Origin of the sequence: Roseimarinus sediminis (assembly GCF_050433125.1) — a bacterium.
Classification (GTDB): Bacteria; Bacteroidota; Bacteroidia; order Bacteroidales; family Prolixibacteraceae; genus Roseimarinus; species Roseimarinus sediminis.
Genome location: NZ_JBNPXV010000027.1, coordinates 1 through 14,118, shown reverse-complemented (window position 1 = coordinate 14,118; position 14,118 = coordinate 1). Strand labels below are relative to the sequence as shown.

Below are 14,118 nucleotides of genomic sequence, written 5' to 3'. Positions count from 1 at the left end.
GCTTCTCTTCTTTTGTAAAACTTCGCTTTTTCATCGTCATAAAAGTACAGATTTAAATCTATATCTTTGTCCGATGATTTAAGGGGCTAAAACACAAGGTGGCCTTGCATGGGCTGTACGAAATATAACTTTCAAGCTGGTCTTCTATTTCCTGCCTGCGGCTTTTGTCATAAAAATTAAGAATGAGCGAAGGCGATTGTACCACGCTGTCGTCGAGGTTGACAAATTTTAATTCGGGATTGACAAACACAGCCACTACATCGGGCCGGTCAAGCCCTTCAACAAAGGTTTTCGAAGCATGGTGCTCAACATTAAGGCCCACCAGCCAGCCTTCGGGAACAATGGTGGTGAGTGCCTGCAATTGATCGGGTGCCGGTTGGTCTTCTTCGATGCAGGAGCAAAAAAACAGGAGCAGGAAGAACAGGTAACTGTAACGCATTTTGTGTCTTTTTAAATGTTGGGGGCCTTTATACCTTGGCTTTCCTTTTCAGCTTGTAATTCGCAATATTGAGCTGCATTGGCTTCGGTAGCATTTGCCATCATCAAAATTAAGACATAGACGTACTTTTTTAAATGCACATTTTCTCATTTTTGAGTAAAACAGATTTTACCGGGATGAACGAGCTTTTTTGTGCGATCAAAAATAAATACCTGTCAAACTGGGAGGTACCAACAGTGGCTTTTGTATTCAACTTTTCTTTTTAAGCGAATAGAAGCTGGTATTGGTTTCAGAAAATGTGAACGGTGACAAGGTGCCGTTGGTGAAATAAGCGTGATTTGAAGGCAAATGTTTTACCTGGATGCAGGAAACCTCCGGCATATAGGTGAAAGGCTCTTGATTTGAAGAACAACGATGGGATCAATTGGCTGGGTGCTTACCCGGTTTTTGGTTTTGAAGCAGCTCAGGGCCGGTACGAGCGGATGATTTCGAAAAACAAGGGCTGCAATTCGGGATAAGTACGTTCGGGCGGAAGTTGCTCCGAGAAGGTGATTTCGGCAATCTCAAAGTTGGGCAACGGGGCGAGTTGTTGCACATTGGCAGTATATAATCTGCCAAAAATTTCGGGCGTATCGCTCACGGAGTAGTCGCCAATTTCAAACAACTCATATTTCACAGCCCCCGTTTCTTCATAAAGTTCACGCCGTGCCGCATCCATCGGCTCTTCACCGCTTTCGATATGTCCGGCCGGCAGTTCCCAGCTGCTGCGATCCTTATGTCGAACAAAGATCCATTGCCCCCGGTATCGTGCTCCAATGATTACATATTTCAGGCTGCGATGCTGATCGGGCTGGTGAAGTAGTATCTTTCGCATTGTTTCATTTTTTGCAATAATAGCAAGAAAAGGTTTCAACTTGCAGCGGGGCTGTATTTTTTACAGGCGGCAGAAAAAAAGCCCCGCATTGCTGCGGGGCCGTCAATCACTTTGAATTTAAACACTATTATTATAGTAGTTTAACATTTACAGCGTTCAGACCTTTACGACCCTGGGTCAGCTCAAAGCTTACCTGGTCTTCTTCTTTTACTTCATCTACTAAACCTGATACGTGTACGAAGTACTCTGTACCTGATTCATTGTCTGTAATGAATCCATAACCTTTAGATTCATTAAAGAATTTTACTGTACCTTCTTTCATTATAATAAATTAATTTTAAAACACGACAAATATAGAGTTATAAATCGATCGTGCAAGTATTAGCAGTACTTTTTTATGCATTTTCTGCGTTGGAATTAACCATCTGCCTCTTGATTTGTGCTCTTTTAAAAGCACTAAATTGGATTTATCTGGCTGTTTTTCAATGCTTCAGCTTATTGTAGAAAAAGGGAGTTGCTTTACATAAGTAACTCCCCGGACCGGCATGGAATTTTTTTTCAATTTTTTACTCTTTTCAAACTAAACAGCTTCAAAATCCATCGGGGAAGTGGTTTATTGGCAGCTCTTTTTTTAAGGTTGAGGTAAATTCCCAGTGGTTTTACGAGGGGTACTTTGTGGGTTTCGACAAATTCGATCAGTGTTCCCTCGGGAGCCTGAATGTAGGAGAAACTTCCGGCAGCCTCGCCCATGTCGAAGGTATCGCCCCGACGGGCACTGTCAACAGTAAAGGGAAAGCCTTTTTCGCTCACTTCCTTGCGAAGGGCATCCATGCCGTGTATGTCGAAACAAAGATGAATGAAGCCTGGGTCGCCCCATATCCGGCCTTTAAAAATATCGACCGCTTCACGGTCGAGCGACTGAACGAGCTCTATTTCCGAAGGGCCGAACATTGGGCTGAACGGGCCGGTACGCTCGCTGCTGTGACGAAGCAACATTCTCCTGAAGCTGCCTTCAGATCCAGGCAGCCCCTTCCAGTCGGCAAACTGCCCGCTCTCATCGTAAACCACCTGGTCGTAATCGAGAATGTCGCGATATACCTTCAGGCTTTCTTCCATATTTTTTACCCCGATGACGGCGCCATAGATTCCTCCGTTGTTGGCATCGGTATTTTTAAAGAACCATGGGTTTTGTACCAGTTCCCACAGGTTGCCAAAATGGTCTTTCATAAAGAAATGGGGAGTGCCTGAAGGGTCTTTTTGAATTTTGGTGAGTACTTCGAGGCCTTCGGCCAGGAAAGTATCGTAGGCTTTTTTGATATTGGCGGTTTTCAGTTTTCCGATTGAAATTCCCAGATCGCCCAATTGAATTTCAAAAGCTGCTTTTACCGGGCTTTTGCCTGTGTGTTGCCATACTTCAAAGCCGCCACCACCCTGCATGTTCAGTGCAAGTATCGCATGACGTTCGCGGGTTTGTCCGTCGGTATGCGCCAGCATCAGTTCGGCAGTGGCTTTTTCATCGAACACCAGAATGTCCATTCCGAAGTGCTTGCGAAACCAATCGAAGCCTTCTTTTATATCTTCAACACCAACCCCGAGTTGTTGTATGCCATTGATTTGTTTTACCATGTTTCAATTCTTTGAGTAATCACTTTTACATCGGTTTTATGCGGCTTGCAAGATAGTAATAAAGACGCGGTAAAAAGCGCCTTACATGTAGCATGAGCATTTCGCTTCCACCAACCCAGATTTCTTTTTTTTCTTTCGCGAGTCCGCGTACAATTAGTTTTGCTGCTTTTTCAGCACTGATGCCGTTGGCCTGTCCCGGGTCCATTTTTCCGTATTCACTACCGTCTTTTTTGAGTGCAAATTTCGAAATATTGGTCTGAACCCTGCCGGGAATCAGCATGCTCACCCTGATGTTGTTTTTTGCATTTTCAGCCAGCAGGCTTTCGAAAAATCCATGCAGGGCGTGCTTCGATGAGGAATAGGCCGAACGATAAGGGAAGCCGAATTTGCCAACCAAACTTGATGTTCCGGCCAGCTGACCACCACCATTTTCAATCATGTGGGGCAAAATGGCCTTGGTCAATGCCACCACCCCGAAGAAGTTGATTTCCATTATTTTTCGGTCATTGTCGAGTGGTGTTTCCACCACCAGAGAGCGCTGACTAATCCCTGCAAACTGATACAGTGCGTCGATTTTTTCTCCATCAGCCAGCAGGTTTCGGGCTGTTTCGGCTATCAAATCGGAGTTGCTCATGTCGAGTGGTACAATACGAACACTGCTACCGGCTGCTTCAATCAGCCTGGCAGTCGTCTCAAGTCCGGCCAGGTCCCGATCTGAGATGATCAGGCGTGTTTGATATGCAGCCAAAGCAATGGCCAACGACTTTCCCATCCCCGAGGCAGCCCCGGTAATCCAACAGGTTTTTCCTTTAAAATCCATAAGGTAAGCGGTAAAAAATCAAGCGAAAATATAAAAATTATTCGAGCAGGATGAATTCAGTCTGTTAATCTTTCGATTTCCTGTAATGGGTAAGCAGGCAGTTTCAAGAATAAGATTGATGTTTTTGTTTGTATTTCATCAGTAAAATGTTAGTTTCATAGGGTTTTTTCGAACATTGAAATACATGTGTCAAATTTGCCATATTGTTAAGATGTTATTTTATAGAATTTTAACCTAAATTGTTGAACTTTAAATTAATGTATCTAAACTTTTCGATATTTATTTAGTTTATTTGCAAAGATATTTTAAAAGGGGATTTAAATGATGATACGTACAATCGGAGAACTTTTTACACATTCGGTGAAGGAGCATGGAGCACATCCAGCTTTGGGATTTGTAGGAGAAGAGCCATACAGTTTTAGTGAAACAAACAACAAAGTACAATCATTAATTGCGCTGCTCGAAAAGCAGGGAATAAGCAAAGGTGATAAAGTGGCCATTTTCAGCACCAACATGCCCAACTGGGGCGTGGCCTATTTTGCCATTGTTTCGATGGGTGCGGTAGCTGTTCCGCTTTTGCCCGATTTCCATGAAAATGAGATTGAGAATATAATAAATCATTCGGAATCAAAGGCGCTCTTTGTTTCTGAAAGCTTATACCGCAAGGTGAAGCCTGAATTAGTTGCCCGGCTTAAGTTGATGATGTTGGTCGACCGGCTGGCACTGATACCGCCAGCTTGTGACGAAAAGGAGCTGGTAGCACTACCTACTTCACTGGAGCCTGTAAGCAGCTCAAAAACATACGACCTGGCTCCCGACGACCTGGCCTCGATTATTTATACCTCGGGCACAACCGGTAAATCGAAGGGTGTAATGCTTTCGCACTGGAATCTTGTGTTTACTGTTCTTAAAGCAGGTAAAATACATCCAATGGATACAAGTGACCGGCTCCTTTCGATGCTGCCACTTTCGCATACACTCGAGAATACCATCGCTTTCCTGCTGCCATTTTATAATGGCTCTGCAGTATATTATTTGAAAAAGCCACCAATTCCTTCGGTCTTGTTGCCTGCCTTGAAAGAAGTAAGGCCCAGTATTATTTTATCGGTGCCTTTAATTATTGAAAAGATTTACAAAGGGAAGGTATTGCCGAACATTAACAGCAAGGCCATTACCCGAACACTTTATAAGTTCCCGCCAACCCGAAAGTTGCTGAACAGGGTAGCTGGTAAAAAACTCATGGATACTTTTGGTAATGAGTTGAAGTTTTTTGGAATTGGCGGTGCCAAGCTCGACCCTACGGTTGAACGTTTTATGATCGAGGCAAAGTTTCCCTACGCCATTGGCTATGGATTGACTGAAACAGCTCCCCTTTTGGCAGGATTCGATTCCTTCAAGGGTAAATTTCAGTCAACAGGACCGGCCATGGAAGGAGTAACGCTTAAAATCAACGATCCTGATCCGGTAACCGGTCAGGGCGAAATCTGGGCCAAAGGCGATAATGTGATGCAGGGATATTACAAGGAACCTGAACTGACTGCCGAGGTAATTACACCCGATGGATGGTTTCGCACAGGCGACCTGGGATGTTTCGACAAGTCGGGTTATCTCTTTATTAAGGGACGATTGAAAAACATGATTGTTGGAGCCAGTGGCGAAAATATTTATCCTGAAGAAATTGAAGCCATTATCAACCGCTTTAAGCACGTGCTCGAATCAGTGGTAGTACAGAAAAAGGGCAAACTGGTTGCACTGGTCCACTTTAACCGCGAAGAACTTGAAGGTAAATACAAGGATCTGAAAGAACAGGCTAACCAGTACATCGATAAACAGCTGGAAGAGCTAAGCAGCGAACTGCAGCAGTTTGTTAATTCGCAGGTAAATAAATTTTCACGGGTACAGGTGGTAGTGGCTCATCCCGAGCCATTTGAGAAAACTGCCACCAAAAAAATCAAGCGATTTCTCTATTACTAGCACAAGCAATACATTTTAAAAAGGGGTAGTCTGAAAGCAGGCTGCCCCTTTTTTGTAGGCTACAACAGCTTTTGCTTTCATTATGAATGTTGAAAAAGTACAAAGGTGAGCATGCAATGATATGTAAGTAAAAGGGGCAGCAGATGGCCGGCTCAGATGCTGGAGTTTTGTTGCCATTCACTAAAAAAAAGGCACAAAAAAAGCCCCGCTAAAGGCGGAGCTTTACTTTGTATTGTTCGTAATTATTTGCTTCGATCCATGTGTCTTTTGTACTTGTTCATGAACTTATCTACACGTCCGGCGCTATCAACCAGCTTCATCTTACCAGTGTAGAAAGGGTGTGAAGAACTTGAAATCTCCAACTTGAACAAGGGGTACTCAACACCTTCAATTTCAATTGTTTCTTTTGTCGAAACAGCTGATTTTGTAATGGTTAACTCATCGTTTGACATATCTTTGAACGCCACTAAACGATAATTCTTAGGGTGTATACCTTCTTTCATTGTGCTGCGTATTTTATTTCTTTATTTTCTAACGGCTTGCAAAGATAGAGATTCATTCAAATTTTGCAAAGGAAAAATTAAAATGATTGCAAAAAAAAGCTTCATGAACCTTAACGATGTGCAAAGGGGCTTCATTCAATCGTTTTTGCTTTTACGAATTCTTTGTTTCGATCGAATAAATACCTCATTTGATAATGCGTTTTAGCATGTTTGGCTCCGGTTGACTTGTATAGTGAAATAATTTTTGGGTTAAAATCGCCTGCCCACGAAAGCTCCACTTCGGTGTACTGTGGTTTGTTGGGCATAATGTTTTTATCGAGTTGCCAGAAAATGGCCGATTCAATACCCGATTTCTGGAATTTTTCAACCACTCCCATGATGATGATGCGGGTGCGGGTAAATTTCCCTTTCTTGATAAAGCGCAATAGCTTGAACAGGTTCCACAGGTGCAGACGCCCATTTTTTAGATGGCGCAAAGCCTGATTGAAATCGGGCAACATCACAAAAAGCGCAATGGGCTGATTGTCGGCGTAGGCAAACCAGACAAACTCCGGATCGAGCAATAATTTTGAAGAAGTGATAAATGCTTTCAGCTCACCTTTGTCGAGCGGTTTGTAGTGTTCGTGTTTACGCCAGGCACCATCATATACCATGGCAAAGTCGTTGACAAAACGGTCAATTTCATTCCAGCTGAAGTGCCTGAAGCTGTATTGTGGCTTTTTGGCAACCCATTCAGCAATTTTCCAGAATCGTTCAGGAAAAGGTTTTGTATAATCGAGATGGTAGCTGTATTGTTCGTAATATACCTTGAACCCATAGTGTTCGAATAATTCGAGGTAGTAAGGTGGGTTGTAAGGCATTCCAAAGCCCTGTTGGGTAAAGCCCATGGTGAGCAGGCCGTGATTCATGTAGTTCTCGCCCAGGTTGGCTGGTCCGTCCATGGCCTCCATTCCCTGTGCCGAAAGCCAGTCGCGTGCCTGATCAAAAAGTACCGAAGCCGCTTCCTTGTCGTTAATGCATTCGAAAAAACCTATGTTGCCGGTAGGCTGCTCAAATACCTCCGACTTATCAAAATCGATAAAGGCTGCTATTCGGCCAATTGGTCGGTTGTTCTCAAGCAATACCCAGCGCATGGCCTTTCCATGTTTGAAAAAAGTATTTTTTCTGTTGTCGAAAGTTTCCTCAACCATACGGGTAAGCGGGCAGGCAAAGTTGGGATCATGCTTGTATATAATGCGGGGTAGTTTATTGAAAAGCTTTTTCGAACGTTTCGAATCTACAGTAATCAGCTTCATAGCATCGGTTTAAGTTGAACCCTCTTACAGGCGTAAGCTGCACCTTGGTGCAGCTTACGTTTGGGCCTTCAAGATAATAAAAATATGTTTAATTGAAACGTGCGGCTACAGCTAATCGCGGCTGGCAAATATCGATAACAGACGAAGCAGATTCACGTAAAGCCATACCAAGGATACCAGTAGGCCAAAAACGCTGTACCATTCCATGTATTTGGGGGCTCCGGCTGCTGCTCCTTTTTCAATAAAATCAAAATCGAGCAGCAAACTGAAAGCCGAAATGCCGGTTACAATAAGGCTGAAAATCAGTCCAAAGCTGCCACCACCCGAAAGGTAGGATACATTGGCTCCGAACATGCCGGCAACCCAGCTGGCCAGATAGAAAAACATCAGTCCCATTAATGCGGCCATCATTCCACGGCGGAATTTACCAGTAACCTTGATGATGCGTTGCCTGTACACCAGCAGCATGCTCATAAATACCATGAAAGTGAGTGCAACGGCTTTCATTACAAGTCCCGGAAATTGAGCCTCAAACATGGCCGATAAGCCTCCCAGAAACATCCCCTCGAGAATGGCATAAACGGGAGTCAGAAAGCCCGAACGTTTAGGACTGAACGAGGCAATGATGGCTACAATAAAACCGCCTATACCGCCAATGGCAAGAAAGGGGGTTATTTTAGAAGTGGCAGCGCCAGGAAGTGCCGGATCGTATATTTCGTAAAACTTTTGCCACACATAAAAGGCCGAAGCAAATACAAACAATATAACCAGCGCCGTTTTGTTAATGGTGCCGTTCAGGGTCATGCGCTCTTCACCATAAGCCACCTGTGCGCGCCCGTAGGTATTTCGTCCGAAAAGCGGATTCGATGTTTTTGTCAGATTCATATACTATTTTTTTAATTTTTTTTTGATTGGCAATTGGATCAATAAGCGTGCTATAAGTGAAAAATTAACAGATTTTAACTTCTGTTTTGAATCAAATCGATGAATGCAGGCGAACTCAGTTCTTCAATAAGTTCACGTCCAAGATTTTGTGCACTGATCACTTCGTCGTCTTTCAGTTCGTTGGCAAAGCTGACACATTGTTCATAAAGCAGGTGGCTGCGCCTTGCAAGCTGACAGAGTGACCTGTAAAGCACAAGGTACAGCGTTGGATCCTTCGACAGGGGTGTCAGTACCTCAAAAAAGCTTTCAAACATTTCATCGATCGCCTTCTCGTTGGTAAGGGCCAATCGCCCCATCATGTGTATGCCGCTGTACTTCACCAGAAATTTTTTCCCCCGGCACCATTCCAAAGCTTTAACAAAGGCATATTTGGTGGAACAAAACAGGTTGTTAACGGCATGCTCAACAATTTCGCTGTTTTCGGCGCTTTTAATCCAGAAATCCATTTGTTCTTCACTTACCTTATCGGCCTCGTCGAGCAGGGTGGCCATAATCATGGTTTCGCGCCATTGTTTGTTCCAGAGTTTAAGCGCAAGCAAATGGTTTTTCTCATAACGCGCGGCTTCCTGTTTCAGGTCGACAAAGGAAACTCCGTAAATTCGTTCATACTTTATTCCACGTTTTACCAGGCTGTTGGCTGTCAGTCCGTTTTGCATTGCCGGAATCGTGCGAACAATGTGTTGAAATTGTTTTTCCACCTCGGGGTGGTCCATCAGAAATTCCATATTCAGTAAACGATAAATTCAACAAAAATGAAAGTAATTAGTAAAATGGCAACAGAAATCAGATAGAGCGGTAGCGGCAAATAGCTGCTTATGTTGATTTTTAATCGCCGTCGAACGGCAAGGACCAGATATATCTTTTCAAGCAGGTAGGCTGCCACTGTGGCATAAGCCACCCCTGTAATTCCCATGGTGCGTACCCACCAGAGGCTTAAACCCACATTGATCACAATTTCGAACAAGGAGGCTTTTACGATCACACGGTTCATTTTTTTGGCAACGATGAGTGTTTGAGGAAACAACACCCGGCTGATTACCAGTAAAAGGTAAATGTTGAATATGCTGGCACTGGCTTCGAAGTTCGGATTAAATACCAACGGATAAAACCAGTGCGAAGTAAGCATCAATGCAATACTGACAGGAAAAAGTGTCCAGTGCAAGCGGTACACCTCCGAGCGAAACTCAGCCAGCGGAGAAGCCAGGTCGGCTTTGGCAAAGGCCGGCAACATGGCCATGCTTAATGAATTGCTCAGGAGCAGGGCCAGGGGGAGTTCGCGGGCTCCGTACTGAAAAATAGCGAATTGTTCGGGACTAAACTGAGAGGTAATAATAAAGCCGTCGATGTAGCGGGCCGACGAGCTGAGTAAGGTCGATAAAATCAGGGGCGTGCCGAAACGGAAAAAATCGGCAAACAGGGTGGGAGCAATGCCGGCTGTGCTAAAATGCTTCAGTACGTTGAGCAGCCAGATAAACTTAATAAGAGCAATCCCCAGCAAGCCATACAATATGGCTTCGAGCCCCAGCCCCAGAAAAGGTGGCAGGCCCACAGCAAGCAGCTGAAGTGAGAAAATAATGCAGGCATAAGTGATGATTTTTCCCGGGCGCTTGTTGATCAGATACACATATTCGATTAACATTGCCGGACTGTTCAGCAGGATGTACAAGGCTAGCAGCCACGGCATTTGCAGTTCGTTGCCATTGAGCAGTAAGCTGGAAAAGGGTTGATGAATAAAAAGCACCAGGATGCCTGCCAATACAGAAAAAGCCAGCAGAAGCAAAAACAAATTGAAGACCAGTTTGGGCTGTTCCTTTTCATCTTTTTCAGCCGAAAGTGGCATCATCACTTTCAGGAGACCATTGACCCAAAAAAAGGTAAAGGCCCCGGCAATAAGCAAAAAGGTTTCGTAATGACCAATATTGACCGCTCCCAGTTGCGATTTAGCCAGTAAAACACCGATCAGCATCAGGGTGCCATAGCGGGCCAGCTGAAAAAACTGAAGTGCATTTACGTTACTTGGTCTGATCTTTTTCAAAATAGTTGCTTTAGCCAACGACAAAAGTAAAAAACTGTTTTGAATGTGTGGCGTGATCCTCTTTAAAACGTTTTTTTGGATGGGAACAAGCACATGCCGGATGTTGTGGGTTTGCAATCAAAATCTTACACGCCGATTCGATGCAGTAAGCTTTTCAGGCCGAAAAAAATGTTTCAAAATCGTGCGATTCTTGCACGGGAAAAAAATAAAATTGTATATTTGCAGCGCAATTGAAAATTGCAATTTACATGGTGGTTGTAGCTCAGTCGGTTAGAGCGCTGGATTGTGGTTCCAGAGGTCGTGGGTTCGACCCCCATCATCCACCCTTTAAAATCCGGAAATCTTTTTTAGGTTCCCGGATTTTTCTATTTATGGCGAAGCTGCTGCCCTCGTGTATTTCGTTTGCTTTTTAACGGATCAAATGAACTTTCAGGTGGATAAAACCCTTGAAAAGGGTTCAATATTCATATTGCTCCACCGCTTTACGCTACCATCGCTTTTTACTTTAGCGCTTGCATTTTTTGTAGGCTAAAGCTGAACTCAACGCTTGTTGACACCTGAAAAACGTTTTTTAGGCTTCTCGAAACGTGTTGAGACCTGAAAAAATTATTTCAGGCTTCAACACGTGTGTAGAAACGCTCAGAAATCTTTTTTTCAGCATTCAACACGTAAAAAGTTACCTGAAAAAGTTTTTTCAGGTAACTTTTTGTGTGCTGAGACCAGAAAAACGTTTTTACAGGTCTGACGAAGAAAAAAGTTGCACTTTAAAACTTTTTCAGGCTTCTCGCGATGTTGTAAATGCGAAAAAGAACTCTTTTGGGCAACTTTTTTAATATTGGTCCCGATGAACCGTCGAAAACACACCGCGAAGCATGTTGAGGGGCTTTTAAAGCGATGGATGGAAGATTGAAGGAAAGAGATGGATGATTGACGATTAACGATCAACGATTGAAGATTAACGATTAACGAAAGGATTTCCTTTTTCGCAGGCAGTAACATTTTAGATGGAAGATTAAAAGAGTCAATGAGTCATTAAGTCATTGAGGAAAAGGAAGAAAGAAGATGGAATCATGTATCAGGTATCAAGACACAAGTTAAAAAGATAAGAAGTCAGTAAGTCATTGGTCAATGAGTCATTTCTGCTGATTCGTGCCGTGTTGGGAGGCGTGAATTGGAAATCAACGGAGCGAAGCGGAGTTAATTGGAAATCAACGGAGCGAAGCGGAGTTAACTCCGACTCGCGCATTTTTAATGTATACAGGCACTCCGGCACGACAGATTCCTATAATGATGAATTGAAAACCCGTTCGAACCGCTTTGCAGCCATGCTCCATGCTCCATGGTCTGCTCTCTGCCCTCCACCCTCCGCAATTATCCAAAGCGGCAGCGCCGCGATAATGTTTATAGCAGAAAATGACGACACAGGAAGAAAGGTGCAGCGCACCGGAATTAAAAACACAAAAAAGTAACTGAGTGTATTTCCAGTTTTCCAATAATAATTTATTGAAAGCCCATTCGAACCACTTGGCCCTTTGTTCTTTGTGTTACGCTCTCCACCCTCCGCAAGTATCCAAAGCGGCAGCGCCGCGATAATGTTTATAGCAGAAAATTACGACACAAGTAGAAAGGTGCAGCGCACCGGGAATTAAAAACACAAAAAAGTAACTGAGTGTATTTCCAGTTTTCCAATATGATTAATTGAAAACCCGTTCGAACCACCTGGACCTTTGCTCTTTGCGTTACGCTCTCCACCCTCCGCAATTATCCAAAGCGGCAGCGCCGCGATAATGTTTATAGCAGAAAATTACGACACAAGTAGAAAGGTGCAGCGCACCGGGAATTACAACACAAAAAAGTAACTGAGTGTATTTCCAGTTTTCCTATAATGATGAATTGAAAACCTGTTCGAACATCTTTGCTCCATTCTCCATTCTCCCTGCCCTACCATTCACACATCAAAAAGCACCATTCACTCAATAAAACAGCCCATCCACTCAATATATTTTTATCTATGTTAAATGTTTGCTTACTTAGTAAGGGCGAAGAACATTTTGTGCGATGAGGAAATCAAATAAGTCGAAGCTTATGAAGGCGGTAAATCATAACTATTTTACATCAAATTAGTGGAATATATTCACTTTTAATGCAAAGAGATAACTGGAATATATTCACAAGTGAACTTACGACAACGTCAACAGCAAGCTAAAAAAAAGACCAAACAACATAACCATGAGTAATTTTTATAGACAGATTTACGAGAGAAAGACAAGTCAAGAGTTGATTGATATTGTCAAGGATATTAACACTTCAACAGACTCTAAAGAGTTATCGATAAACATACTTAAAGAGAGAAATGAATTACCTGATGATATTAATGACAAGATTCAACAAATAACAGATTATATAGATAAGGATAAATCACGACTTCTTCATAATGAAAAGTATAAAACCATAGGACCACGAATTGCTGCAAATGCAATTGATGGTTTGGTACTAATTCCTATAAGTTTAACAAACCAATTTTTGTCTATATCAAGGAATGAATTTCTAATTTTTATGGGACTTATTTTATCCGTGATAATTCCATATTTATATTCGATTTTAATGCACGGATATTTTGGACAAACTTTAGGTAAAATGTCGATGTCAATAAAAGTCATGGATAAAAATGAGAAAGATACTATATCAATGAGACAAGCCTTTTATAGAGATGCGTTTCCATTTATTGGATCCTTGATTTTGATTGGTTTATCATTATTCGCGCAAGACAATCAAAATATGTTTATCAATACATCAATGGGGATTTTAGGAATGCTAGTTATTAGTTGGTCTTTAATTGAGATATTAACTTTAATGACAAATAAAAAACATAGAGCATTACATGACTATATTGCAATGACAACAGTTTTGAAAATAAAAAATAAAGCCAGCTGTTAATAAATAGAACTCTGAGCGGCGCGCAGCGCCCAGTGAGGAGTTTCGGTTGAACTACATCCATCCCGCTACGGTGCTATGTACTTAAAGAAGGTTTTTGATGTTTTTTGAAAAGATAAGGCGACGGTGTTCTTTGATTTATTTCAGTTTTTAGTGCTTACCCGCTTGATTTAATGATCCTGTCAGGTGATTTGACCCTACCATTGTGTGGTTTTTGCTGATCATTGGGCATAGTTCTCCCGGATGCATCTGCTGCATGATTTTAAATGACTGATTATGAAAGCTTAAGAGATCTGGTTCTCCATCCCGGCGACCGGATTCTTGGCAGTACATTGATCACGATCATCCGTCCGGTTTTGCACACCGGACAAAGGCAGGGATTGATGCCCGTAAGCCTTGTAAAGCGTTCAATGCTAGTTTCGGGCGGCTTTTGCTGCTCAATAATCGCATCAATGTCGGGCTTTTCTTCCGGGACGAACTGTAAATTAAGGTTTCGCTTTACGGTATGGTTGTAAATACCGAACCTCCGGATTTTGACAAACCGTTTTGGCAGGATGTGCATGGTAAAGCGCCGCAGGAACTCCACGCCATCGAGAGTAAGCGGCTTTTTGATGGCCCCCTCGCGATAATCTTTGGCCACGAAAGTTACTTTTCCACCTGCGATGTTCAGGAT

At 42.8% G+C, this 14,118-nt stretch carries 13 protein-coding genes and 1 tRNA gene; 3 read left to right on the top strand and 11 right to left on the bottom strand.

The annotated features are described in order from the left end of the window. Positions 1–58 precede the first annotated feature (58 nt). From FHS86_RS18845 to FHS86_RS18825, 5 genes are all read right to left on the bottom strand, one after another. The gene (locus FHS86_RS18845; protein ID WP_429417542.1) at positions 59–439 is read right to left on the bottom strand and encodes a hypothetical protein; all 381 of its coding nucleotides are present in this window, start codon (positions 437–439) and stop codon (positions 59–61) included. A gap of 463 nt (positions 440–902) precedes the next feature. Further along, positions 903–1,313 (bottom strand): NUDIX hydrolase, encoded by a 411-nt coding sequence (locus tag FHS86_RS18840; RefSeq protein WP_429417539.1) that lies wholly within the window; start codon positions 1,311–1,313, stop codon positions 903–905. Between the two features lie 130 nt (positions 1,314–1,443). Beyond that, positions 1,444–1,635, bottom strand: a complete 192-nt coding sequence (locus FHS86_RS18835; protein WP_429417536.1) for a cold-shock protein — start codon at positions 1,633–1,635, stop codon at positions 1,444–1,446. Positions 1,636–1,871: 236 nt separating this feature from the next. Continuing rightward, entirely contained in the window at positions 1,872–2,939 is a 1,068-nt protein-coding gene (locus tag FHS86_RS18830; protein ID WP_429417533.1) for a VOC family protein, read from the bottom strand. Between the two features lie 25 nt (positions 2,940–2,964). Then, positions 2,965–3,759 carry an SDR family NAD(P)-dependent oxidoreductase gene (locus FHS86_RS18825; RefSeq protein ID WP_429417530.1) on the bottom strand — a complete coding sequence of 265 codons (795 nt, stop codon included), beginning with the start codon at positions 3,757–3,759 and terminating at the stop codon, positions 2,965–2,967. A gap of 321 nt (positions 3,760–4,080) precedes the next feature. Between FHS86_RS18825 and FHS86_RS18820 the strand changes: the two genes are divergently transcribed. Continuing rightward, the gene (locus FHS86_RS18820; protein WP_429417527.1) at positions 4,081–5,733 is read left to right on the top strand and encodes an AMP-binding protein; all 1,653 of its coding nucleotides are present in this window, start codon (positions 4,081–4,083) and stop codon (positions 5,731–5,733) included. A 242-nt stretch (positions 5,734–5,975) separates the two neighbouring features. Here the strand turns inward: FHS86_RS18820 and FHS86_RS18815 are convergent, their stop codons facing one another. The 5 genes from FHS86_RS18815 to FHS86_RS18795 all read right to left on the bottom strand — a co-directional run bounded on the left by FHS86_RS18815 (position 5,976) and on the right by FHS86_RS18795 (position 10,511). Next, positions 5,976–6,236, bottom strand: a complete 261-nt coding sequence (locus FHS86_RS18815) for a type B 50S ribosomal protein L31 (protein WP_429417524.1) — start codon at positions 6,234–6,236, stop codon at positions 5,976–5,978. 131 nt (positions 6,237–6,367) lie between these two features. Further along, positions 6,368–7,531, bottom strand: a complete 1,164-nt coding sequence (locus FHS86_RS18810) for a GNAT family N-acetyltransferase (RefSeq protein ID WP_429417521.1) — start codon at positions 7,529–7,531, stop codon at positions 6,368–6,370. A gap of 111 nt (positions 7,532–7,642) precedes the next feature. Beyond that, positions 7,643–8,416 carry a Bax inhibitor-1/YccA family protein gene (locus FHS86_RS18805; protein ID WP_429417518.1) on the bottom strand — a complete coding sequence of 258 codons (774 nt, stop codon included), beginning with the start codon at positions 8,414–8,416 and terminating at the stop codon, positions 7,643–7,645. A 74-nt stretch (positions 8,417–8,490) separates the two neighbouring features. Then, entirely contained in the window at positions 8,491–9,201 is a 711-nt protein-coding gene (locus tag FHS86_RS18800; protein WP_429417515.1) for a DNA alkylation repair protein, read from the bottom strand. A gap of 2 nt (positions 9,202–9,203) precedes the next feature. Continuing rightward, positions 9,204–10,511, bottom strand: coding sequence for a lipopolysaccharide biosynthesis protein (locus tag FHS86_RS18795; protein ID WP_429417512.1), 1,308 nt, complete (start codon positions 10,509–10,511; stop codon positions 9,204–9,206). Between the two features lie 251 nt (positions 10,512–10,762). On the opposite strand from FHS86_RS18795, the gene FHS86_RS18790 reads away from it, so the two are divergent. Next, positions 10,763–10,836, top strand: a tRNA-His gene (locus FHS86_RS18790). Between the two features lie 1,904 nt (positions 10,837–12,740). Next, the gene (locus tag FHS86_RS18785) at positions 12,741–13,448 is read left to right on the top strand and encodes an RDD family protein (RefSeq protein ID WP_429417510.1); all 708 of its coding nucleotides are present in this window, start codon (positions 12,741–12,743) and stop codon (positions 13,446–13,448) included. A gap of 271 nt (positions 13,449–13,719) precedes the next feature. Here FHS86_RS18785 and FHS86_RS18780 read toward each other — a convergent pair. Continuing rightward, positions 13,720–14,118: transposase (locus tag FHS86_RS18780; protein WP_429417507.1), on the bottom strand; the 399-nt coding region annotated here is incomplete at its 5' end.

What these genes read in the sequence shown, in the direction of transcription:
- FHS86_RS18845 (WP_429417542.1), bottom strand. Translation starts at nt 439, where the DNA reads ATGCGTTACAGTTACCTGTTCTTCCTGCTCCTGTTTTTTTGCTCCTGC.
- FHS86_RS18840 (WP_429417539.1), bottom strand. Translation starts at nt 1,313, where the DNA reads ATGCGAAAGATACTACTTCACCAGCCCGATCAGCATCGCAGCCTGAAA.
- FHS86_RS18835 (WP_429417536.1), bottom strand. Translation starts at nt 1,635, where the DNA reads ATGAAAGAAGGTACAGTAAAATTCTTTAATGAATCTAAAGGTTATGGA.
- FHS86_RS18830 (WP_429417533.1), bottom strand. Translation starts at nt 2,939, where the DNA reads ATGGTAAAACAAATCAATGGCATACAACAACTCGGGGTTGGTGTTGAA.
- FHS86_RS18825 (WP_429417530.1), bottom strand. Translation starts at nt 3,759, where the DNA reads ATGGATTTTAAAGGAAAAACCTGTTGGATTACCGGGGCTGCCTCGGGG.
- FHS86_RS18820 (WP_429417527.1), top strand. Translation starts at nt 4,081, where the DNA reads ATGATGATACGTACAATCGGAGAACTTTTTACACATTCGGTGAAGGAG.
- FHS86_RS18815 (WP_429417524.1), bottom strand. Translation starts at nt 6,236, where the DNA reads ATGAAAGAAGGTATACACCCTAAGAATTATCGTTTAGTGGCGTTCAAA.
- FHS86_RS18810 (WP_429417521.1), bottom strand. Translation starts at nt 7,531, where the DNA reads ATGAAGCTGATTACTGTAGATTCGAAACGTTCGAAAAAGCTTTTCAAT.
- FHS86_RS18805 (WP_429417518.1), bottom strand. Translation starts at nt 8,416, where the DNA reads ATGAATCTGACAAAAACATCGAATCCGCTTTTCGGACGAAATACCTAC.
- FHS86_RS18800 (WP_429417515.1), bottom strand. Translation starts at nt 9,201, where the DNA reads ATGGAATTTCTGATGGACCACCCCGAGGTGGAAAAACAATTTCAACAC.
- FHS86_RS18785 (WP_429417510.1), top strand. Translation starts at nt 12,741, where the DNA reads ATGAGTAATTTTTATAGACAGATTTACGAGAGAAAGACAAGTCAAGAG.